Below are 22,073 nucleotides of genomic sequence, written 5' to 3'. Positions count from 1 at the left end.
TTTATAATAAATAAAAAGCGCAGTGTGCGCTTTTTATTTTTTGTGTTTGGGGTCATTTGTCAATTGCTGACTGAGCTTATCAATCAGTTGGTCTTGATGCTGCTGCTCAACTGTAGCCTGTGTTTTTGCTTCTAGCAATTCGTGGCTTAAGTTTAATGCTGCCATTAGTAGGGCTTTTTGATCGTTTCTTACGGTTGAGCGTTGTTTCATTTGCTCAACAAGATCGTTTAAATTTTTAGCTGCTGCTATTAATGCATCTTCCTGCCCTTCGGGACAAGCAAATTGCTGCTCTTTACCTAGCAACTCAACAGTGACCCGCTGGTTTTGCAGCTCAGACATTAGCTAGCCTGTTGTGCGCTTTGTAACTTATCAAGAAGACCAGATAACGTAGTGCTGGCATCTTTTTGCTTTTCTTCATTTTCTAGCGCTTCAAGCTGTAGTAATTCGTTGTCATCGCTTAATTTAGCGTTTTGTTCTTTTAAGCTTGTAACGTCAGCTTGTAATTGATTATTACGTTCGATTAAAGAGTCGATCAGTTGTTCGAGTTGTTGAAGAGTAGTGTTATTCATAAAGGCGCTCATAAAACTGTAATTAATGTCATGCAAATGTAAAGCAAAGCGTGTTGATTTGCCAGCATTTACGGTGGTTTTAGCTGATTTTTCTTCTTCATTAAGGGATAATTCAGTATATGTGCTTTTTTGTTCAGAAACGGTTCACTTAAACACTCTCTTATGTTGGTGCAAGTTGCCAAAGCCCTGTGCTTATGGTTCACTTGCGATATTAAATTGCGTATGGCGAAAATAAATAATGCTTAGTTACAGACACTCTTTTCACGCGGGTAATCCAGCCGATGTACTTAAACATTTAGTACTGGCTCAGGTGTTAAATTATCAAACAATTAAAGATAAACCGCTTGATTATATTGATACTCATTCGGGGGCTGGTTTTTTTGAACTTGCCGCTGCAGATGCGCAAAAAACACAAGAGTATCAAGATGGTATTGAAAAGCTTTGGACCCACACAAGTAAGCATGAAGCATTAAACGATTACATTGATTTAATAAAATCGTTTAACGAGACAAGCGAATTAGCGTTTTACCCAGGTTCGCCAAAAATTGCTGAGCATTATTTACGTCGTCAAGATAAGGGTTGGTTTTTTGAGCTGCACCCGCGCGATTTATTGTTACTTGAAGAAAACATGCAAGGTAAACGCTCTATTCGAGTGCGCGGAGAAAACGGCTTTGCAGGGTTAGTTGGCTTACTGCCACCAGCATCACGCAGAGCGTGTGTGTTAATTGACCCTCCATATGAAATTAAAGATGATTACGAAACAGTTGTAAGTACACTCGTTAAAGCTCACCAACGTTTTGCTACAGGTACCTATATGATTTGGTATCCGGTAGTGGATAGAGAACGTATTGATAATATGGAGCAAGGCTTAATTAACTCAGGTATGCGAAACATACAATTGTTTGAGCTAGGTACCGAAGCTGATACTGACGTTCACGGAATGACGGCATCAGGCATGATAGTTATTAACCCACCATGGAAACTAAAACAAACTATGGATGCGGTAATGCCAGAATTAGTTGAGCTTTTAAGTAAATCAAGTGGCTTTTATAGAAGCGAGCAGCTTGTCGACGAATAAGTTAAGTTCTATAAAAAAACGCCCAGACTCATCTGGGCGTTTTTATTAATATAAAGCATAGCTAGGTTAATCAGCGGTGCTTAATTAAAATATACAGCGTTAAACGTTGCTAGAGTATTGGCGTTAGTGTCTTTAAGTTTTAAAGACTCTCCAGTGATTTGCCACTTTTTAGCTTTACTGAGTACGTCTGACATGGCAGCTTCTTGATCCATGTTTTCTGAGCACATTTTCTTTGTACTTGCTAACTGGCTAAATGATATAGATTGCTGCTCAGTGTTGTAACTTCCACTGAAATTATTACAGCCTAAAAAGCCATTAACTCGGTTGTCTTCATCAAACTTAATAAATGGCTCTTTAGTTTTAACACTCACCGCTTTTGCATTTACTGTTACCGCTTTCCAATAAGTGTTAGCGAGAGTAACATTTGGCTTTTGTACTTTAACTTTAACAACTTCTATCTCGTGCGGCACACCCGACAGCGTATTTTTAAATGGGTTGTATTGTGCATCACTTTTATAAAGTACGTTGTCTTTATTAATAATTCTGGCTGTTAAGTTATAACTGTGTTGGTCATTAATTTTGTCAGCGTCATATACCATCTCAACAGTGAAAGGTGGCGCTTGGGTTATATCTATTACTTCTTGTGCGATTATGTCGGCTTTAACATCCATTTTAGACACATCAGAAAGCGTGACTATTAACTGTGAATCAGGGCGAAGCATACTGCGATCTTTATACGTAACGAGTGTAGTCAAACTCGATACACTCTCGGCTTGCTCGGCTTTTTCAGTATGCGTAGTTTGTTGGTCGCAGCCTGTTAATGTAAAAGCGCTGAGTGCCAATATACTTAAGCCTGTTAATGTTTTTTTACGTGAAAATACTGCCAGATGCTTTGTCATGTTAGTTATCCTTACTCAATATTATTTGCACAGTGTAGTAATTCGCTGCTTAATAATTGCTTAATTACTCAGAGTTCAGGTGAGCTTTAGGCACAAAAAAAGGCGCACCAGCGCCTTTAATAATTAAATACATACCATTATTTTTTAACAAACTTAGTTAAAATAACAATACGTTGCCCATCAACTCGCCCTTCAATATGTTCAGGGTTACTCGTTAAGCCAATATTACGTACCGCTGTACCACGTTTAGCGGTCAGGCTGCTGCCTTTTACGTCTAAGTCTTTAATAAGTGTTACTGTGTCGCCTGCTTGCAAAACAACCCCGTTACTATCTACGTGCTTTACGTCATCGTCTTCGGCTAATGCTTTTTTGGCCCATGCTAATGTATCTTCTTCAAGATAAATCATATCCAAAGCGTCTTGTGCCCAGCCATTCTCAGGCGCTAAGCGCGATAACATTCTGTAAGCCACAACTTGTACAGCGGGTGTTTGGCTCCACATGCTGTCGTTTAAACAGTGCCAATGTGTTGGAGTGAGTTCGCTGTTATTCTCGATTTGATCTTTACATGTTTGGCATGTGTAAATGCATTTGTCTGAATGAGTTTCAGTAACTGGCGGTACTTCGTAAACAGATAAGTTGTCGGTTGCACCGCATAATTCACATTGATTATTACTACGTTCAATTAAGGCTTTTTCAATACTCATGGGGCTCTTTCTGGTTCTGATGGAGTTAACATTTGCTGCTATTATACCCCATTACATAAAGTCCGCGCTATTAATCCCTTAATTTTGTGTGGGTATACCAATCTATACTAGGACTTAATCATTTGTAGGTGCTTTACCAGACGCTAGTCACTTTGAGGTCTACTGTAAAAGATTGCATAAATACGCAAGCCAAAACCTTGCGGTAGTAATTATTAGTTAAAGAAGCCAAATAACAAGGCCATACCTTACTACCTACAATGTTTAGCTCCTTCAAATAGAGCGCTTAGTTAAGCGAACCAGTGTTGAGAATGTACTTATCTTCAATATTTTTTATATAGCCTTGGCTGTGAAGGTTTTTAATTGCTTGGTTTATTTTCGGTAATAGGTTTTTGTGTTTACTTAACAAACGAATAGTTAAAAAACCATGAGAGTGCTGCGCACCAAACGCTATACGCATATCTAGCTGTTTGGCCCAATAAAGCGCTGTTAGCTTACCAACGAGTGCAGCTTCTACACGGTTTCTTGATAGGGCTGTCATAAGTTCCTTCTCTGATGGAAAGTCAACACGTTCAAAGGTGTTGTCATCATAGTAATAGTAGCCTAGTACCGTTCCGACATTTTTACCCTTTAAGTTATCAGCGCTTTGCCAGTTATTAGCATTTTGAGGCAAAGTAACAATCATTTCTGTGGCATAAATAAGTGGTTCTGAAAAAACATAATGAGGGTCATTCCTTTCACTCTTAGGGAGCCATTCCAATGAAATTACATCAAAATCTATTACTTCATTTTGTAAGTATTTGGTAATACGCTTTGTAGGTAAGTCGACATGAGAAGCCTCAATATTTGCACCATCGAGTACTTTTTCGATAATTTCTGGGAGTATGCCAGGCTTTTTGGGATTATTCGTATAATATGGATAGTGACTACCCGACGCGCTAATATTATATTTAAGGGGGATCGCATTAGTGCTAGCGTAGCTAAAAAATACACATAGCAAAGGACATAACGCTAATAATCGAATTAAGTTTGGCAAACCTTCACGCTTTATAGTTAAATTTTATCTAAGTGTTATGTAGTTTCAGTTGTTTTGCAATGATTGCTATATTTATCTTGTGTTACTTACTTTAAAGTACACTTAATTATTGGCTGTTTAGCCACCGTCTTATAGGTTTAGAGCGAAGTGAAATTACAAAATATCTCTGACAAAGCACAAAAAATAACGCAGTTTGTTGCAAGGCAGCCTATTTTTGATGTTGATCAAAATGTGTTCTCTTATGAGCTCCTTTATCGCGACTCCGCTAATAATGCGTTTCCTGCGGGTACTTCTGATATGCACGCTACTAGTCGATTGTTTTTCAATGCGTTAATGCTATTAGGGCTAGATAGACTAACTGCGCATCATTTAGCGTTTATAAACTTATCGTCAGAAACTATTTTAGATAATTTTCCTAAGCTCTTACTGCCAGAGAACAGTGTAATTGAAATTGTGGAGCGTATAGGCAACATTCCAGCTGTTGCTAAACGTGTGCAGGAGTTAAAAGAAGAAGGGTATGTGTTTGCTTTAGATGATTACAATGGGGATGCTAAATGGGAGCCTTTATTGGCGCATGTTGATTATATAAAAATAGAAATAGATGAACCGGTTATTAAAACCAATATACGTATTAAAAAAATCAAACGCGCCTATCCTCACGCAAAAGTAATTGTAGAAAGGATTGAAACGTATGAGCAATTTAATGCATTAAAAGCCGCTGGGTGTGATTTATTTCAGGGGTACTTTTTTTCTCGCCCAGAAATGATTACCTACAAGGGCGTAGAGCCATCGAAGTTAACCGTTTTTGACTTACTGCGCTTTACGGCTAAAAAAATGCTTTGCTTTAAAGAAGTTCATCAACGAGTAGCAAAAGATGTAGCTATTACCGCTAGGGTATTAAAACTAGCAAATGCGCGTTCGGGTAAAGCAAACTTAAAAATCACCTCTATTTCACAAGCCGTTATTTATTTAGGTGAAGACACTATAAGGCAATTTGTACGTGTTTTAGCAATAAGCGAACTAGGCGTTGAAAAGCCAACAGAATTGACTAAGTTAGCTTTAACGCGTGCGCAGCTTATGTCGCTTATATTGGAGAAAAATAATGAAGACTTAACCGAGCAGGGTTATCTTGTTGGTTTATTCTCAGTGCTTGATGCTATTTTAGATGCTGATTTAAAAGACGTAGTTAATGAGTTCACTTTAGATGAAGCGATATCGGATGCATTACTTTTAGAGAGCGGAATCTTAGGGAGTTGTTTGTCGCTTATAAAAGAATTTGAATTAGATAATACAGATGAAGCAATGATTAAATTGGCTAAAATAAATCCTGAGCTACATATTGGCCACATGTTTAACTTTGTATTAGATGCTGTTTTATACAGTGATGACATTATTGAGGCGATAGCAGAATAAATATGCGTAATTGGTTATCGGTTATAAGTGTAGTAATTGCACTAGGTTTACTTTTTCCTGGTATTACAAAACCAGTGTTAAGCATTGAAGGTAATATTGATAAATCAAAACTAGCGCAAGCGGGTATTGAAATGCTTGCCGAAGAAGGTGATGGGCGTACCCGAAGTATGTTAATGATGTTCTCGAACATGTTAGGGCTTGATAAGTTAGAAGGCGAAATAAGCGCTTACAGCAAAACACAAAGTATTTTAGGCACGGTTAAAGAGCTGGCCAATAACAACAACTTATTTGTAGCTGCTTTGGTGGCGTTATTTTCTATTGTTATTCCTAGCTTAAAGCTACTTATGCAGCTGCTTTATTGTTGTCTACCTGTGGGAGGTGTTAAGCAAAAACTCGGTTTGGTTATATGTGCACTGAGTAAATGGAGTATGGTTGATGTATTTGTTATTGCATTAATAGTAACCTACCTTGCTGGAAACGCGCACGGGAAAAGTGGTGAGTTACTTATTATGAATGCTCAATTTGGCGAAGGTTTTTGGTATTTTTGCGCATATTGTATTTTTGCTATTTTAGCGAGTAACTTAATAAAAACACCAATTACAGTTTCTAAATAACGACTTAAAAATTTGTGGCAGCAACTGAGTTGCCATATAATTACACCGACATTTATTTTAAAGGCACTACATTGCAGCGTTTTTATTCAAGCTTACTTATCGTCACCTTGTTACTCACTTTTGTGGGTCAAGCTGTTGCGTCTGTAGCTATGGTGTGTGAAATGCCGCATGAGGGCGCTAAAACATTCGCGCACAGTAAAATGGATATGCCGAAAAGTGATTTTAAAATGCATGAGAATATGTCTCATAACATGGCTGCAATGGATTGTTGTGACAACGAAAACACATCTAAAAATGAATGCAAATGCCCCATAAACGGCTGCGCTACAAATTCAATGCTTAACGTAGAAAGTTTATTTAGCATTACCTTACTTGAGTCTGAGAAAGTTAACTTAAGCGTCCCATCCACACAAATTACTATACCTCGCTCACTTTACCGACCTCCTATGTTTGCTTAATTGCAGGATAGGTGTATTTAAAATTTAAATTTTTAAGCTTCAACAGCTGCTAATCACCTTTTCTGCCTTGAAATAAGACTTTTGTTTTCTTTATTTTGGCCGGAGTAGGTAATGAACCTCGTTATAAACTTTAAAATAATATTATGTAGTACTGTGCTTTTAAGTACGGTAGCTAAAGCGCAAAGTACCTTTGATTTTCAAATACAAAATTCACCCCGTTCAGTCCAAACGCTTAGCTTAGCGCAGGCGCTAAATTATGCACTTACAAATGAACCAAGGCTAAAAGCTAGCAGCGAAATGCAAGCGGCCACTATGTCAAAAGGTATTGCTGCGGGCAGCCTACCCGATCCCGTTTTAACCGTTGGTTTATTAAATTTACCAACGAATGGATATGCGTTTGATCAAGAAGGAATGACGCAGCTAAAAGTAGATTTAAGCCAAAAATTTAGTCGTGGTGATAGCCGATCCTTACAAACAAAAGCGTTAGCTCAATTAGCGCAGCAGTATCCTTGGCAACGCGCCGATAGGCTTGCTCAGGTTAAAGCAATTGTAATTGAGTCATGGCTAAATGCTTACAGGGCACAACGCAGTATTGACCTAATTGAGCAAGACAAAGGTTTGTTTTCTCAGCTAATAGAAATAACAGAGGCAAGTTACGCAAATACCTTAGGTAAAACCCGTCAGCAAGACATTATTCGTGCACAATTAGAGCTTACTCGCCTTGAAGATAAGCTTATTACGCTTGAGCAGCAATTTGAAAGTGCTAAAAGTCGCCTTGCACAGTGGCTACCTATGGATATGTTAATGCAGCCACTTAATAGTGATTTAATTAAAACGACCCCATTAATTGACTTTTCACAGTTGGAGTTTAACCAGTTAATACCGCTTTTAATGGCTCACCCTGCAATTGTTGCTATAGAAAAAACAGTCACAGCTAAACAAACAGAAGTTACCCTTGCTAAGCAAAGTTACAGACCTCAAGTGGGTGTTAATGTGGGTTATGGTTATCGAGATGATACGCCTGTGGGAGAATCGCGAGCTGACTTACTCTCAATAGGGTTGAGTATCGATTTGCCACTATTTACCGATAATAGACAAGATCAGCAAGTTAAAGCCGCTATTGCAACCGCAGAGGCAACTAAAACGCAAAAGTTGGTTGCTCTTCAAAAACTAAAAGGGATGTATTTTAAAGAGTACAGCCAGTTAGCACGGCTAAAAAAACGTGAGCTGCTTTATAAAAACACATTATTACCTCAAGTAGCAGAGCAAGCCCAAGCTACGCTAAATGCTTATACCCGCGATGATGGTGATTTTTCTGAGGTAATGCGTGCGCGTATTAGTGAGCTAAACGCCAAAATAGATGCCTTAAATATTACCGTCGACCAGCAAATTATTACTGCCCGACTTAATTACTATGCAAGTAGTTTAGATACCCAAGTAATGGCTGAGCAAGTAGGAGAAACCAATGAATATTAATTTAAAACTACTTATAGCGGGCGCTGTGGGGGCGGGTGTTTTGGCGATAACACAGCAGTTTTTAATAGATAGCTCAGCAGCAGGTGAGCAGCAACATGCATCAAAAGAGCCACTTTATTGGGTTGCGCCAATGGATAGTAATTATAAACGCGATGAGCCGGGGCTTTCGCCTATGGGGATGGATTTAGTACCTTTTTATAAAGATGATGCTAACAATAGCCCAGGTACCGTAACTATCTCTCCAGAGGTGGTTAATAACTTGGGCGTAAGAACCAGTAAGGTACAGCTAAAAACTCTGCAAAGCGATATTAATACCGTGGGATATGTACAGTACAACCAAGATCAGTTAATTCATATTCATCCGCGAGTAGAAGGGTGGTTAGAAACTTTATTTGTAAAAGCACAAGGCGCACAAGTTAAAGCGGGTGAGCCTTTGTATACCTTATATTCCCCTCAGTTGGTGAACGCTCAAGAAGAGTTTTTACTAGCAGTAAACCGTAATAATACGGTGCTAATAAGGGCGGCAAAAGCACGTTTAGAATCGTTAAATGTGTCTGATGGGTTTATACAGCGTCTTCAAAATAATAAAAAAGTAATGCAAAACATTACATTTTACGCCCGTGAAAGTGGCGTGGTTGATGAGCTAAATGTACGGGAAGGTTTTTTTGTAAAACCAGGTACATCAATGATGAGTATTGCTCAGTTAGATGAAGTGTGGGTAGAGGCGGAGGTATTTGAGCGACAAGCGGCGCAAGTAAGTGTTGGCTTACCCGTTACTATGACCCTTGATTATTTAAAGGGAGAAAAGTGGCAAGGCAAAGTCGATTATATTTACCCCGCGCTTGACGCTAAAAACCGTACTTTGCGTGTAAGACTCAGATTTAATAATAAAGATCACCGCTTAAAACCTAATATGTTTGCACAAGTAAGTATTCATTCAAGTGCGAGTGAAGCTCACCTCACTGTACCAAAAGAAGCGGTTATTCGTACTCAGCACCAAAACCGAGTTGTTATCGCAAAGGGGGAGGGGAGATTTAAATCGGTGCAAGTAGATGTTGGGCATATTAATAGTACCGAAGCCGTTATTCTATCGGGTGTTTTAGAGGGCGATAAGGTTGTTACCTCGGCGCAGTTTTTAATTGATTCTGAGTCGAGTAAAAGCTCTGACTTTAAGCGAATGGACATGCCTAATTTAGGCTCTAGTTCACACTCGGGTATGAGCATGGATATGAAGGCAACTATGCAGCCACAAACAGCCACAGTTAACGGTACTATTAATGCAATAAACTTACAAAATCGTGTCATTAATATCAGTCGTGAGGCCATACCAAAATGGAATCGAGAGCCTGCCACAATGGATTTTATATTATCGCCAGAGGTAGATATTAGCCTGCTTAAACATGCTCAGTATATTAATTTTACGTTTAGCATTATTAACGATGAATTTGTGATTACAGAGATAAAGATCGCAAAGCCAAATAGCCACTCTACTATGCAACACAGTTCTCACTAGGAGCCATTATGATAACTGCCATTATTCGCTGGTCTGTTAGCAATCGCTTTTTTGTGTTGTTGCTTACATTAATACTCATGGGGGGAGGGTTATATGCAGTAAAAAATACTCCTGTAGATGCGCTGCCTGATTTATCTGATGTGCAGGTGATTATTAAAACCTCGTATCCTGGGCAAGCCCCACAAGTCGTGCAAGACCAAGTTACATTCCCGCTGACTTCGGCAATGCTTTCTGTGCCAGGGGCGCAAACAGTAAGAGGCTTTTCGTTTTTTGGCGACTCGTATGTTTACGTTATTTTTGATGAAAAAACCGATTTGTATTGGGCACGAAGCCGCGTGCAAGAATACTTAAGTCAAGTAGCAAAACGCCTTCCTGAAACGGCTAATGCAGAGCTTGGCCCCGATGCAACGGGTGTTGGTTGGATTTACTTATATGCACTGGTTGATAAAACAAATAAGCATGACATTAGCCAATTAAGAAGCTTGCAAGATTGGTTTTTAAAGTTTGAGTTACAAACCGTGCCGGGGGTGTCAGAAGTTGCAGCCGTAGGTGGCATGGTTAAGCAATATCAAGTAAATGTAGAGCCCGATAAGTTACGCGCATATGGTATTCCGCTAAGCCTAATTCAAACGGCTATAAAGCAAGGCAATCAAGAAATGGGCGCCTCTGTGGTAGAAATGGCAGAAGCTGAATACATGGTAACAAGCACCGGCTATATAAAAAGTGAAGCCGATTTAGAGGCTATTCCCCTTGGTGTAAACGCCAATGGTACTGCGCTGCAATTGCGAGATGTAGCCGACATACGGTTAGGGCCGCAAATGCGCCGCGGTATAGCCGAGTTAAATGGAGAAGGCGAAGTAACTGGCGGCATAGTTATTATGCGTTATGGCGAAAATGCACAAAAAACAATTGAATTGGTAAAAGCAAAATTAGCATCACTCAAAAAAGGATTACCAGAGGGCGTTGAAATAGTTCCTGTGTACGATCGTTCTAACTTAATAAATAACGCAATTGATAACCTAACCAGTAAATTAACTGAAGAGCTGATTGTAGTTGCATTAGTGTGTGTGGTGTTTTTGTTTCATGTGCGCTCATCTTTAGTGGCTATTATTACCCTGCCACTAGGTATTTTAACTGCGTTTATTATTATGTATTGGCAAGGGATTAATGCCAATATAATGTCGTTAGGGGGCATTGCCATTGCAATAGGTGCAATGACCGACGGCGCGATAGTCATGATTGAAAATATGCATAAGCATATGGAAAAAACGCCATTAACCAACGAAAACCGCTGGGAGATAGTTGTTAAAGCGGCTAGTGAAGTAGGCCCAGCGTTGTTTTTTAGTTTACTTATTATAACCGTAAGCTTTATGCCGGTATTTATTTTAGAAGCGCAAGAAGGGCGTATGTTTGCACCTTTGGCTTACACTAAAACCTATGCAATGGCTGCCTCTGCGGGGCTTGCAATTACACTTGTGCCAGTTTTAATGGGCTACTTTATACGTGGAAAGGTGCTTAAGGAGGAAAAGAATCCAGTAAATCATTTATTAGTTATGGCGTATAAGCCGCTATTAAATAAAGTGCTTAAGTTTCCTAAAGTAACTTTGCTACTTGCCTGCGTGGTTGCTGTTATAGGCTTTTATCCGCTAGATAAAATGGGGAGTGAATTTATACCCCCGCTTGATGAGGGGAATTTAATGTATATGCCCACTACTTACCCTGGTTTATCGATAGGTAAAGCACGTGAAATTTTGCAGCAAACTGATAAGTTAATTGCCACTGTGCCAGAGGTTAAAACGGTATTTGGGAAAGTGGGCCGCGCCGAAACCGCGACCGACCCAGCGCCACTTACGATGATTGAAACCTTCATTCAATTAAAACCAAAAGGTGAGTGGCGCGAGGGAATGACACTCGACAAGCTCAAAAAAGAACTCGACGGTTTGGTTAAATTTCCTGGGCTGACTAATGCGTGGGTTATGCCCATTAAAACGCGTATTGATATGCTTGCAACGGGTATTAAAACCCCAGTAGGTATTAAAGTTGCTGGACCTAAACTAAGTGAAATTCAAAAAATTGGCCAACAAATAGAAGTGCTATTAAAAGACGTGCCAGGCACTGCATCGGTATACTCTGAGCGAGTAGCAGGTGGGCGCTACATTAAAGTAGACATAAACCGTGAAAAAGCCGCTCGATACAGTTTAAATATCAGCGATGTACAGCAAGTTGTTGCGACGGCTATTGGCGGAATGAACGTAACACAAACAATAGAGGGGCAAGAGCGCTACCCCGTAAATTTACGTTATCCGCAAGCATACAGAGACTCACCAGAAGAGCTCATGTTACTTCCTATAGTTACACCTTCTGGGCAGCGCATAGCTCTTGCTGATGTAGCCGATGTATTTATTGAAAATGGCCCACCCGGGATAAAAAGTGAAAATGCACGTGTAAATGGTTGGGCGCTTATTGATATTGACGGTGTTGATATTGGCACTTACGTACAAAATGCTCAGCAAGTATTAAATAAGCACTTAGTATTGCCTGCTGGTTATTCTATTACATGGGCTGGGCAGTACGAATACATGCAGCGAGCCAAAGACAAACTTACTTACGTATTACCACTTACTTTAGCGATTATTATTGTATTGCTTTACCTTAATTTTAGAAGCTTTGCTGAAGTGACTATTATTATGGCTACGTTGCCACTGGCGATGATTGGTGGCATATGGTTAATGTATTTAGAGGGATTTAATTTTTCAGTAGCAGTAGGTGTGGGCTTTATTGCCTTAGCCGGTGTTGCCGTTGAAATTGGCGTAATTATGTTGGTGTATTTAAATCAAGCCTATCAAGAAAAATCCTTAGAAGCTGAGCTAATAGGTAAGCCGCTTAGTTTAATACAGTTACAACAAGCAATTATTGAAGGCGCAGGGCTGCGGGTGCGCCCAGTAATGATGACGGTTGCAACTATCATTATTGGTTTGCTACCAGTGCTTTATGGTACTGGTACTGGCAGCGAAGTAATGAGCCGAATTGCAGCGCCTATGGTTGGCGGCATGATAAGCGCAATTGCCCTTACCTTGGTTGTTATTCCTGCCGTTTACCTATTATGGCGCAAGCAAGGGCTTAAATAATGAAGTAATAGAGCAATGTATCATTTTTTAACCTGATCTGCGCCTTGTAACTAGGCTCAGGTTACTAAAGCATTGCTCTATAAAAATTACCTATAATTTGTAAGTTGTTCTATTAAATGATTCATTATTATTTATTTTAATTTTAAGCTTTTGTTTTTAGTTGTTTTTTTAGTTGGCATGTTTTACGCAACAAAGTAGTACAGTCAACTTAGTAAGGAACGCACATGCAAGTTAAAACAATTAAAGAAGTGTACGATTGGACCGTTTTATTTCACACACAAATGGCGGCAAATTTTTATAGTGTAAAGGACATACTTGATGAACATAACGCGATGCTGGTGGACTATTACCTAAATTACGAAAAAAAGCTCGCTGAGGATTTAGTGGGTTTTAAAGCTATTACCGAAATTAATACTTTAGATACTTATAGTTATGAATACTTTGCAGAAAACCCTGACCTGATCACGTTTGAAGATATTAGTAAAGATCAGCAGTTTGATGAAAAAGTAATTCAAAACTACTTATCAAGTCAGCATCAAAAGGTGATTGAGCTATATAAATATTTATTAGAGCGCGCCGAAACTGATAATGGTCAGGAAAAGCTTGAGCAAATATTAGAGCTGGAAGAGCAAGGCTTAAAGCAAATGATGCAAAGCACAAACCGCCATATGGATATGTAATTGTAAAAAACAGGGTGTTGGTCACCCTGCTTTTTTGATCTAAGAGCAGTTAAACGCGATACCAACCTTTTTTAAATAGCGTTGTTCTAGCGCTAAATCGGCTTGAAGCAGGGTGTGCTCTTGAAGATAGTTATCGCAAAACTTTATAAATAATCCAGTGTTATTTGCGCTAATTTCCATATTTGGTTTTTGGCTAATTTGTCGTTTTTGATTAAATAAAATCGCTAAACGTAAAATAGTAATAAGCTTAAGCACCTGCTGCTGAGAAATAGTTATAAATTCAGAAAGTTCATCGAGTTTTATTTTTTTACGGTAAAAACGAATAAGTGAGCTGAGTATTAACTGCTCCTGCTGTGTAAAGCCCGGTAATTGGCTATTAGCAACAATATAAGCACTGTGCTTATTAATACCTGATGAGTTAATAGATAAGCCAATTTCATGTAGTTTTGCTGCCCAAATGAGTAATGCAACATCGTCATCATTGTTAAGTTGCCAAGGGGATTTTAAGCGCTCATAGAGCCAAATAGCGGTATCTGAAACTCGTGTCGCGTGAGCTTTATCTACCGTGTATCTGTCGCTAACATTATTTATGGTATTACTGCGAATATCTTTGTCAGCTAACTTTTGCTGCATTTCATGAAGCAATCCCTCTCGCAGTGAAAAATCACTATAAGTTAGCTCGGTGATTGCAAACTCTCTAAAAATAGCAATTAAAATAGCAAGTCCGCCACACATACTTTGCTGACGTTCTGGTGTTAGTCCCTCAATTTCTAAATTATCAATTTTTTTTGCTTTTAAAAATTGTTGTTTCAGAGTTAATAAATCGTCGTAAGTTATGCAAGGGTGATGAGGATTTTGAGCGCTCACCATAGCCAATATCGATTTTATCGTTCCTGAGGTACCAATAACGCTTTTCCACCCCTGTGATACATAATTGGCAAAAATAGCTTCTATTTCTTGTTCTGCTTTTATTTCAGCTTTATTAAAGCGCTTAGCGTTTATGATGCCGTCACTAAAAAATTGATTGGTGTAACTAACGCATCCCATATTACGGCTTGTAAGTAGTTTATGTTTAAAATGCTTACCAACTATAAGTTCTGTACTACCGCCCCCTATATCAATAACAAGACGGTTATCTTCGTTATGTACATAATGAGCAACCCCTTGATAAATCAGCCGTGCTTCTTCTTGCCCCGCAATTACATCAATATGAAAAGGAAATACTTTATTGGCCTGCGTTAAAAAAGCATGAATATTTTTAGCTCTGCGAAAAGTATAAGTTGCTGCTACTTTAACGTTGCAGGCAGGGAAGTCTTGTAGCGTTATTGCAAACTGCTTAAGCACAATTAAGGCGCGATCAATTGCTTGCTGGCTGAGCCTAAATTTATCATCTAGACCGTCTGCTAAATATACACGCTGCTTTTCTTTATGCAGAATTTGTAGTGTGCCGTCAACTTCGCGAGCAACCACTAAATGAAAGCTATTTGAGCCTAAATCGACGGCTGCTATTGAGGGATGATCATTCATTATTATAATTGTGTTCCCATTTTTTTAGATGGTCGTAAATTGCAATTTGCGAGCGTATTTTTTTTCTGTTTCCGCGTCTTACATACGCATTTTTTTGCTCGCTGTCGATTAGCCGTGCTTTAGTACGGTCTTTAAATTGTAGCTCTAAAATATCAATAATGAGCCGTTTTAATCGAGCATCTAAAATTGGTACGCCCACTTCAACGCGATGTTCTAGGTTACGTGTCATCCAATCGGCAGACGAAATATATACTTTGTCGTCTCCGTTATTACCAAACACCATGACTCTAGGATGCTCTAAAAAGCGATCTACAATACTTATTACTCTTATATTGTCGCTAAATTTAGCAATGCCTGGTATTAACGAGCACATACCACGAACAATGATGCGTATTTTAACGCCTCTGCGGCCGGCGTAATAAAGCTTATCAACAAGCTGTTTATCAACTAAGTTATTTATTTTTACAGTGATTTTACCGGGGTTGCCGTTTTCTACATGCTGAATTTCTTTATCGATTAAATCCAGCAGCATATCGCGCGCATTAACGGGAGAGATCATAAGGTATTCAAAATTGAATGGCTTATAGCTGCTTTCAATAAATTTAAATACACTATCGCATTCCTCGCAAATACCAGCGTGCTTAGTGAAAAGGCTAAAGTCGGTGTAAATTTTTGCTGTTTTTTCGTGAAAATTCCCTGTGCCTATGTGTGCGTATTTCACTATTTTATTTTTTTCTTTGCGATGAATAATACACAGCTTACTGTGCACTTTTAGTGCAGGAATACCAAAAATTACCTTTATGCCCGCACTGCTTAACACTTTTGCCCACTCAATATTATTTTGCTCATCAAAACGGGCTTTAAGCTCAACCATTACGGTAACTTTTTTGCCATTTTTTGCTGCATTAATAAGTGAAGATATAAGCCGTGATTTACTTGCAACGCGGTAAATATTAACTTTAATTTGCGTCACTACTGGGTCAAACGCTGCTTGGCGCACAAACTCTAGCAAATGATTAAAGGTATGATATGGATAGTAAAGTAATATATCTTGCTCGGTTATGGCGTCAAATACGCTGGTGTGTTTATTAAAAGCAGTGCTTTGTAATGCAGGTAGCGGTTTGTTTTCAAGGTATTGGCGACCAACATTTGGAAAGGCTATAAAGTCTCTAAAGTTTCGATAGCGCCCGGCTGGAATAAGTGCATCGTGGTGAGTCACATTTAGACGTTTTTTCATTACTTTTAACATGCTTTCAGGCATTGCTTCGTCGTATACAAGGCGCACTGGCTCTGCATAAATACGCTGCTTTAGGCCCTTTGACATTTTATCAAGCAAGCCTTCTTCTAATTCATCATCAAGATTATATTCGGCATCGCGGGTTAATTTTATTGCGTGCCCTTGAATGGTTTCAAAGTTAAAAAAGTTACTAAATACATCATTTAAAAAGTACGAGATTACGTCATCTAGCATCACTATTGTTTTACGACGGCGTGTTCTTTCTGGCGGTAAAATTATAAAGCGAGGAACCCGATCTGTAGGCACTTCAAGCATAGCAAAGTGACTTTTCTCATCGCTCATTTCTACAAAAAGGTAGGTCATTGTGTCGTTTATATAATCAGAATAGTCTTTATTTTCGTCGAGTAGAATTGGGGATATATGCTGTAATACGTTGTCGTGAAAATAGTTTTTTAGCCAATTTGAGTGAAACTCAGTCAGCTTTTCGGGGCGATCGACATGAATATTATGGGTGGTAAGGTCGTTTAAAATTTGTTGATGAATTTGATTAAATTTTTTACCAAGCTGCAATACTTTTTTTTGTATTTGGCTTAGGAGTGCTTCATCTTCTTCAAAATTAGCATCGGGAAGTTTATTTAATAAAATACGACGCTTAACATCGGCAACACGCACCCTAAAAAACTCATCAAGATTATTAGAAAAAATACCTAAAAACCGCATCCGTTCAATAATAGGGTTATTTTTGTCTTTTGCTTCTTGCAATACGCGTTCGTTAAACGAAAGCCAACTTAGCTCTTTCGCAAAGTGCTCGAGGGCTTGAGTTTGTTTGATATGGGCGTTCATACTTTATTCCATGATTAGATGCAGAATAAAATATAGTGCCGATTAATGACATTAACATGACATGCGTGTCACATTTGTGACACGCAAACAGGGGTTATGGCTCTTCTACGTCCACAATTAAATCGCTAGTAATTGCTTCAAGTGCGTAAATTACTTCGTCTTTATCCATTCCACCAGGTAAGGTTACCGTTGCAACAGCACTAAATATTGGCACTCCCCAATTAGGTGCACTCTGTTGCCTTGAATTTAAATGCGTAATGTTAGCGCCTTTGTGGCGAATAACACTTGCGAGTTCTTGTACAATACCTGGACGGTCGTTGCCCGTAATAACTAAGTTAAGCTGTTCACGTGCGCTTGGCTCTACTTCGGTATTACCTGCCTCTATCCTTACATCTAATTTTGGCAGTGCATTAAGTGCATTTTGCAAAGGTTGAAAGTGCTCCTCAGCTAATTCAAGTTGTATAATACCCGCAAAGTGCCCAAGTAAATGACTTAAATTACTACTAAGCCAGTTACCATGATTTTCTAATACGACTGATGAGATATTCTCTACTAAACCAGGGCGGTCTTGCCCTAAAATCGTTATAACCAACTGCTTCATAAATAATTCTCTTATTTAAGCCCCAAAAAGTATACGTATAGGCATTAATGTGTGACGTTAAAAAGTGTGTGGTCGAAATGTATTATTTACTATTAGCACTAGGCATAAAATATAAACTTACCGACTACTTTATACAGCACTTACAGTGCTCAACCCGTTGCCATTGCTATTTATCTGGTGCGTTTTAAGTATTGACTCCGATAAATACTTTGTCCAATTATTTTGCAATTTAGTTCACTCTATAAGAATTAATTTTTGATTAAGCTGACCATTTGGTTAGTTTATCTCTTTATACCTTTATTTGAGTGGCTTAAATATTACGGCTGTAACATTACTGTCATCTTGATGAAATATAATTTCGCCAACGTTAAGATTAAAGGGTGTTTTGATGACTTCAAATCCGAATAAACCGACTTTTAATACGGATCGAAGCCGTCTATTTAAAGATCGGTTTGCCAAGTTTGGTATAACCGCAGGTGGGGTAATGGTATTAATAGCGCTGCTATTGATATTTTTCTACCTTCTTTATGTAGTTCAGCCAATTTTTGAATCAGCAAAAGTAGAAAAACGCGATAGCTTCAATGTAACTAACTCGCAGCAAATTGCAGGTTTAGGTGTTGAAGAACAAACTGAAGTTGCTTACCTACTAAGCAAGCAAGGGCAAGTTGATTTTTATAGTGTTGATACCGACAGTTTTGGTAAAAAGCTCAAAACACTTGATGCGCAATTACCAAGCGATGCGACAAGTTTTGCAACCAGCGCTCCCTTTCAGGGGCATTATGCGTATGGTTTAGAAAACGGCAGCGTAATGGTTGTTGCACCTAAATTTTTAGTTACCTTTCCAAATAACGAGCGAAAATTAACACCTCGTTTAGATTTTCCGCTTGGGGAAATGGCACTTGAAGTTGATGAGCAAGGTGCTGCTATTAAACGCTTTGCATTTAGCCATTACGAAGACAAAACAGCCGTTGTTGCACTTACCGAAGATAAGCGCGTGCTATTTAGCAGCTTTGTTGCTGAAGAAAATATGTTTACTGGCGAAGTTGAATGGGTTGTTGAACGTACTGAGCTTGATGTAAATGGGCGTGTAGACGAGCTATTAATTTCGCCAGATACAACACGGACTTTTATTCGTTCAGCTAATCAAATTTACGTTTATGATACGCGCTACCCAGATGACGTAGAGCAGATACAGTTACTTTCAGCTAATGAAGAAAATGCAAATATAGTATCAGCACAGCTTCTAGCGGGTGCAAACTCGTTAATGCTTGCTAATGACAATGGTGAAGTGTCGCAGTGGTTTGAAGTTAATACAGAGGCTGGGCGTGAGTATCAAAAAATACGTTCGTTTGAAACGACTAAGCAAAGTAAGCTCAATGTATTTACCGAGTTTTACCGTCGTACTTTCTTTACTACGAGCAGTAATGGTGAGCTAGGCGTTTATTACACAACCAGCGAAGCAAAACTATGGCAAGGTAAGGTAAGTGAAGGCGCTATAGAAAACTTTGCAATTGCACCGCGTTCAAACGCCGCGCTTTTACTTGCTGATAACAAATTATCCGTACTTGAAATTCATAATGAGCACCCAGAAGTGACGTGGTCTGCTTTATGGCAAGAAGTATGGTACGAAGGTTACCCTGAGCCGGGTTATATTTGGCAGTCAACTTCTGCAAGTGATGACTTTGAATCTAAATTTTCATTAGTGCCAATTTCGTTTGGTACGTTAAAAGCAGCGCTTTACGCGATGTTATTTGCAGTACCTATTGCGCTTTCTGCCGCTATTTATACGGCTTATTTTATGTCAAGCGAGTTGCGTAAAGTAGTTAAGCCTACAGTTGAAATAATGGAAGCTCTTCCTACTGTTATTTTGGGATTTTTAGCGGGTCTGTGGTTAGCGCCATTAATTGAAGAGCACTTGCCGGCTATTGTTGGGCTGCTGGTATTGTTGCCGCTTGGTATTTTAGCTACCGCATTGGGTTGGACTAAGCTGCCGTCGAGTATTCGTCATAAAATTCCTGAAGGTTCACATTCAATACTATTGATTCCGGTAGTGCTATTAATTGGTTGGTTCTCATTCGCGATGAGCGAAACAGTAGAGCTTTGGATGTTTGATGGCAATGTACGTCAATACTTAACTAATGAGCTTGGTATGACGTTTGACCAACGTAACTCATTAGTAGTTGGTATAGCGATGGGGTTTGCTGTTATTCCTACTATATTCTCGATTGCTGAAGATGCTGTATTTAGTGTGCCTAAACACTTATCAAATGGCTCACTTGCATTGGGTGCCACGCAGTGGCAAACACTTGTACGTGTGGTACTTCTTACAGCAAGCCCTGGTATTTTCTCTGCAGTAATGATGGGACTTGGCCGTGCAGTGGGTGAAACCATGATTGTACTAATGGCTACAGGTAACACACCTATTATGGATTGGAGTATTTTTCAAGGTATGCGTACGCTTGCAGCAAACATTGCAGTAGAAATGCCTGAGTCAGAAGTTGGTAGCTCGCACTATAGAATATTGTTCTTAGCAGCCTTTGTACTATTCATATTCACCTTTATTTTCAACACAGTGGCTGAGTTTGTTCGTCAGCAACTGCGTGAAAAATACAGCTCAATGTAAGCGGAGAGACACGACATGGTAAAGCAGTGGTTTAAGTCTGGTTCTCCTTGGATTTGGATGACAGGTGGTGCAGTCAGCATCAGCTTGATTTCGGTTTTAGGTTTATTAGCAATGATAGCCTGGAAAGGGTTAAGCTTTTTCTGGCCTTCTGAAGTTGTACAGTTTGAGCTTGAAGGGTCTATTTCAAAGCAAACTGTAATAGGCGAAATTTACGACCGTGAATTAGTACCAAAAGCGCGCTTAGCGGCTACCGGTATTGATGTAAGCGGGTTCAAAAAAGACGAAGTAGAGCGCCTACTTATCAAAACGGGTAACCGTGAATACGTAGATTTAGACTTTCGTTGGATTTTAGAAACCGACATTACAAATAAAACAACGCCGGCAACGCTTGCTGTATTTGAGCGTAGTAAAAATGGTAACTTTTATGGTTACGTTGAAAGTGTAATTAAAGATGGTAAACCAGTTGAAGGCGATAAAATTGAAGCGCTGCATGAACTTGTAGATCGCGCTGTAGATTTAAACGATGAAGCGCTTGATTTACAAAATGGTGACATTGGCCATATAAACTATGAGCTTGAGCGTCTTCGTTTAAAAGAAAAAGGGTACTTGCTTGATGATGCATTAACAGATGAACGTGTAGCTGAGCTTGCTCAAGCACGGGCAGATTTACGTGCAGAATATGCAGTGCTTGAAAAAGATTTATTTGCACTTCGTAAGCAGGCAAAACGTGACCATGTCACTGTAAAAGATATGCGCGGTGAAGTGGTTACTATTCCGATGTATCAAGTACTTGATGTTTGGTTTCCAAACGATATGGGTTTTTTTGCAAAGCTTGGTCATTACTTTGTACAACTAGGTAAGTTTGTATCAGACGACCCACGTGAAGCAAATACCGAAGGCGGTGTATTCCCAGCTATATTTGGTACTGTATTTATGGTTATGTTAATGGCTGTAATTGTAACGCCTTTTGGTGTGGTAGCTGCAATATACTTACATGAGTACGCAGCTAAAAACGCAGTGACTAAGATGATCCGTATCGCGGTAATTAACTTAGCGGGCGTACCTTCTATTGTGTACGGCGTATTTGGCCTAGGCTTTTTTGTATATATGCTAGGTGGCAGCTTAGATCAGTTGTTTTACCCTGAAGCATCACCTACTCCCGTATTTGGTACGCCGGGTGTTATGTGGTCTGCGCTTACATTAGCTATTCTTACTTTACCGGTTGTTATTGTATCAACGGAAGAAGGTTTATCTCGTATTCCAAGTACAGTACGTGATGGTTCGTTAGCGCTTGGTGCAACAAAAGTTGAAACGTTATGGCGCATAATTATTCCTATGGCAAGCCCAGCAATAATGACAGGTTTAATACTTGCAGTTGCGCGAGCGGCCGGAGAAGTTGCACCACTTATGTTGGTAGGCGTTGTAAAAATGGCACCTACATTACCCCTTGATGGAAACTTCCCATATTTTCACTTAGATAGAAAGTTCATGCACTTAGGCTTTCATATTTACGATGTTGGCTTTCAAAGCCCTAATGTTGAAGCAGCGCGTCCGCTGGTATATGCAACGGCCTTTTTATTAGTGTCGGTGATTATTACCCTCAACATAACTGCGATTGGTATACGTAATCACTTACGTGAAAAATTTAGATCGCTTGAACACTAATTAGTAAAGATT

At 39.2% G+C, this 22,073-nt stretch carries 18 protein-coding genes; 10 read left to right on the top strand and 8 right to left on the bottom strand.

Annotated features, from left to right (window positions below; genetic code table 11):
- Positions 1–33: 33 nt before the first annotated feature.
- Together J8L73_RS05535 and zapB are read right to left on the bottom strand one after the other, a co-directional pair.
- Positions 34–339, bottom strand: a complete 306-nt coding sequence (locus J8L73_RS05535) for a cell division protein ZapA (RefSeq protein ID WP_210998746.1) — start codon at positions 337–339, stop codon at positions 34–36.
- On the bottom strand, positions 339–569 hold the full coding sequence (gene zapB, locus J8L73_RS05530; protein ID WP_058549326.1) for a cell division protein ZapB: 231 nt from the start codon (positions 567–569) through the stop codon (positions 339–341). Before zapB ends, J8L73_RS05535 begins: the two co-directional genes overlap by 1 nt.
- Before the next feature lie 238 nt (positions 570–807).
- Between zapB and rlmJ the strand changes: the two genes are divergently transcribed.
- Entirely contained in the window at positions 808–1,647 is an 840-nt protein-coding gene (rlmJ, locus tag J8L73_RS05525; RefSeq protein ID WP_210998747.1) for a 23S rRNA (adenine(2030)-N(6))-methyltransferase RlmJ, read from the top strand.
- Positions 1,648–1,727: 80 nt separating this feature from the next.
- Here rlmJ and J8L73_RS05520 read toward each other — a convergent pair whose 3' ends face one another.
- The 3 genes from J8L73_RS05520 to J8L73_RS05510 form a co-directional block, all read right to left on the bottom strand.
- On the bottom strand, positions 1,728–2,546 hold the full coding sequence (locus J8L73_RS05520; protein WP_211015299.1) for an META domain-containing protein: 819 nt from the start codon (positions 2,544–2,546) through the stop codon (positions 1,728–1,730).
- A 137-nt stretch (positions 2,547–2,683) separates the two neighbouring features.
- A complete protein-coding gene (locus J8L73_RS05515; RefSeq protein ID WP_211015297.1) occupies positions 2,684–3,250 on the bottom strand; it encodes an alkylphosphonate utilization protein in 567 nt (188 codons plus the stop codon).
- A 283-nt stretch (positions 3,251–3,533) separates the two neighbouring features.
- Positions 3,534–4,283, bottom strand: a complete 750-nt coding sequence (locus tag J8L73_RS05510) for a transporter substrate-binding domain-containing protein (protein ID WP_211015295.1) — start codon at positions 4,281–4,283, stop codon at positions 3,534–3,536.
- 147 nt (positions 4,284–4,430) lie between these two features.
- On the opposite strand from J8L73_RS05510, the gene J8L73_RS05505 reads away from it, so the two are divergent.
- The 7 genes from J8L73_RS05505 to J8L73_RS05475 all read left to right on the top strand — a co-directional run bounded on the left by J8L73_RS05505 (position 4,431) and on the right by J8L73_RS05475 (position 13,565).
- On the top strand, positions 4,431–5,696 hold the full coding sequence (locus tag J8L73_RS05505; RefSeq protein WP_211015293.1) for an EAL domain-containing protein: 1,266 nt from the start codon (positions 4,431–4,433) through the stop codon (positions 5,694–5,696).
- Between the two features lie 2 nt (positions 5,697–5,698).
- Entirely contained in the window at positions 5,699–6,310 is a 612-nt protein-coding gene (locus tag J8L73_RS05500) for a paraquat-inducible protein A (RefSeq protein WP_211015291.1), read from the top strand.
- Between the two features lie 14 nt (positions 6,311–6,324).
- Entirely contained in the window at positions 6,325–6,768 is a 444-nt protein-coding gene (locus J8L73_RS05495; protein WP_348771959.1) for a hypothetical protein, read from the top strand.
- A 111-nt stretch (positions 6,769–6,879) separates the two neighbouring features.
- Positions 6,880–8,244 carry a TolC family protein gene (locus J8L73_RS05490; RefSeq protein ID WP_211015289.1) on the top strand — a complete coding sequence of 455 codons (1,365 nt, stop codon included), beginning with the start codon at positions 6,880–6,882 and terminating at the stop codon, positions 8,242–8,244.
- A complete protein-coding gene (locus J8L73_RS05485; protein ID WP_211015287.1) occupies positions 8,234–9,757 on the top strand; it encodes an efflux RND transporter periplasmic adaptor subunit in 1,524 nt (507 codons plus the stop codon). The genes J8L73_RS05490 and J8L73_RS05485 overlap by 11 nt, the downstream gene beginning before the upstream one ends.
- 8 nt (positions 9,758–9,765) lie before the next feature.
- Entirely contained in the window at positions 9,766–12,885 is a 3,120-nt protein-coding gene (locus tag J8L73_RS05480) for an efflux RND transporter permease subunit (RefSeq protein WP_211015285.1), read from the top strand.
- Positions 12,886–13,109: 224 nt separating this feature from the next.
- The gene (locus J8L73_RS05475) at positions 13,110–13,565 is read left to right on the top strand and encodes a hypothetical protein (RefSeq protein ID WP_210998756.1); all 456 of its coding nucleotides are present in this window, start codon (positions 13,110–13,112) and stop codon (positions 13,563–13,565) included.
- A gap of 39 nt (positions 13,566–13,604) precedes the next feature.
- Here J8L73_RS05475 and J8L73_RS05470 read toward each other — a convergent pair whose 3' ends face one another.
- The 3 genes from J8L73_RS05470 to J8L73_RS05460 all read right to left on the bottom strand — a co-directional run bounded on the left by J8L73_RS05470 (position 13,605) and on the right by J8L73_RS05460 (position 17,773).
- On the bottom strand, positions 13,605–15,092 hold the full coding sequence (locus J8L73_RS05470; RefSeq protein WP_211015283.1) for an exopolyphosphatase: 1,488 nt from the start codon (positions 15,090–15,092) through the stop codon (positions 13,605–13,607).
- Positions 15,085–17,172, bottom strand: coding sequence for a polyphosphate kinase 1 (ppk1, locus tag J8L73_RS05465; RefSeq protein WP_211015281.1), 2,088 nt, complete (start codon positions 17,170–17,172; stop codon positions 15,085–15,087). Before ppk1 ends, J8L73_RS05470 begins: the two co-directional genes overlap by 8 nt.
- Before the next feature lie 94 nt (positions 17,173–17,266).
- A complete protein-coding gene (locus tag J8L73_RS05460) occupies positions 17,267–17,773 on the bottom strand; it encodes an ACT domain-containing protein (protein WP_211015279.1) in 507 nt (168 codons plus the stop codon).
- Between the two features lie 388 nt (positions 17,774–18,161).
- Between J8L73_RS05460 and J8L73_RS05455 the strand changes: the two genes are divergently transcribed.
- Together J8L73_RS05455 and pstA are read left to right on the top strand one after the other, a co-directional pair.
- Complete coding sequence (locus J8L73_RS05455; protein WP_210998760.1) at positions 18,162–20,396, top strand: ABC transporter permease subunit; 2,235 nt, start codon at positions 18,162–18,164, stop codon at positions 20,394–20,396.
- Between the two features lie 15 nt (positions 20,397–20,411).
- Positions 20,412–22,061, top strand: a complete 1,650-nt coding sequence (gene pstA / locus J8L73_RS05450) for a phosphate ABC transporter permease PstA (RefSeq protein WP_210998761.1) — start codon at positions 20,412–20,414, stop codon at positions 22,059–22,061.
- The last annotated feature ends 12 nt before the right edge of the window (positions 22,062–22,073 follow it).

The sequence above is a fragment of the Pseudoalteromonas sp. MMG006 genome, assembly GCF_018101025.1.
In the GTDB taxonomy this organism is placed as follows: domain Bacteria; phylum Pseudomonadota; class Gammaproteobacteria; order Enterobacterales; family Alteromonadaceae; genus Pseudoalteromonas.
The sequence above is the reverse complement of the archived record's forward strand: the minus strand, read 5'-3'. Positions and strand labels throughout refer to the sequence as shown.

Coding starts and splice junctions, on each gene's coding strand:
- J8L73_RS05475 (WP_210998756.1), top strand. CDS start 13,110: ATGCAAGTTAAAACAATTAAAGAAGTGTACGATTGGACCGTTTTATTT.
- J8L73_RS05460 (WP_211015279.1), bottom strand. CDS start 17,773: ATGAAGCAGTTGGTTATAACGATTTTAGGGCAAGACCGCCCTGGTTTA.
- pstA (WP_210998761.1), top strand. CDS start 20,412: ATGGTAAAGCAGTGGTTTAAGTCTGGTTCTCCTTGGATTTGGATGACA.
- J8L73_RS05480 (WP_211015285.1), top strand. CDS start 9,766: ATGATAACTGCCATTATTCGCTGGTCTGTTAGCAATCGCTTTTTTGTG.
- J8L73_RS05485 (WP_211015287.1), top strand. CDS start 8,234: ATGAATATTAATTTAAAACTACTTATAGCGGGCGCTGTGGGGGCGGGT.
- J8L73_RS05455 (WP_210998760.1), top strand. CDS start 18,162: ATGACTTCAAATCCGAATAAACCGACTTTTAATACGGATCGAAGCCGT.
- J8L73_RS05535 (WP_210998746.1), bottom strand. CDS start 339: ATGTCTGAGCTGCAAAACCAGCGGGTCACTGTTGAGTTGCTAGGTAAA.
- zapB (WP_058549326.1), bottom strand. CDS start 569: ATGAATAACACTACTCTTCAACAACTCGAACAACTGATCGACTCTTTA.
- J8L73_RS05490 (WP_211015289.1), top strand. CDS start 6,880: ATGAACCTCGTTATAAACTTTAAAATAATATTATGTAGTACTGTGCTT.
- J8L73_RS05515 (WP_211015297.1), bottom strand. CDS start 3,250: ATGAGTATTGAAAAAGCCTTAATTGAACGTAGTAATAATCAATGTGAA.
- J8L73_RS05520 (WP_211015299.1), bottom strand. CDS start 2,546: ATGACAAAGCATCTGGCAGTATTTTCACGTAAAAAAACATTAACAGGC.
- J8L73_RS05500 (WP_211015291.1), top strand. CDS start 5,699: ATGCGTAATTGGTTATCGGTTATAAGTGTAGTAATTGCACTAGGTTTA.
- ppk1 (WP_211015281.1), bottom strand. CDS start 17,172: ATGAACGCCCATATCAAACAAACTCAAGCCCTCGAGCACTTTGCGAAA.
- J8L73_RS05470 (WP_211015283.1), bottom strand. CDS start 15,092: ATGAATGATCATCCCTCAATAGCAGCCGTCGATTTAGGCTCAAATAGC.
- rlmJ (WP_210998747.1), top strand. CDS start 808: ATGCTTAGTTACAGACACTCTTTTCACGCGGGTAATCCAGCCGATGTA.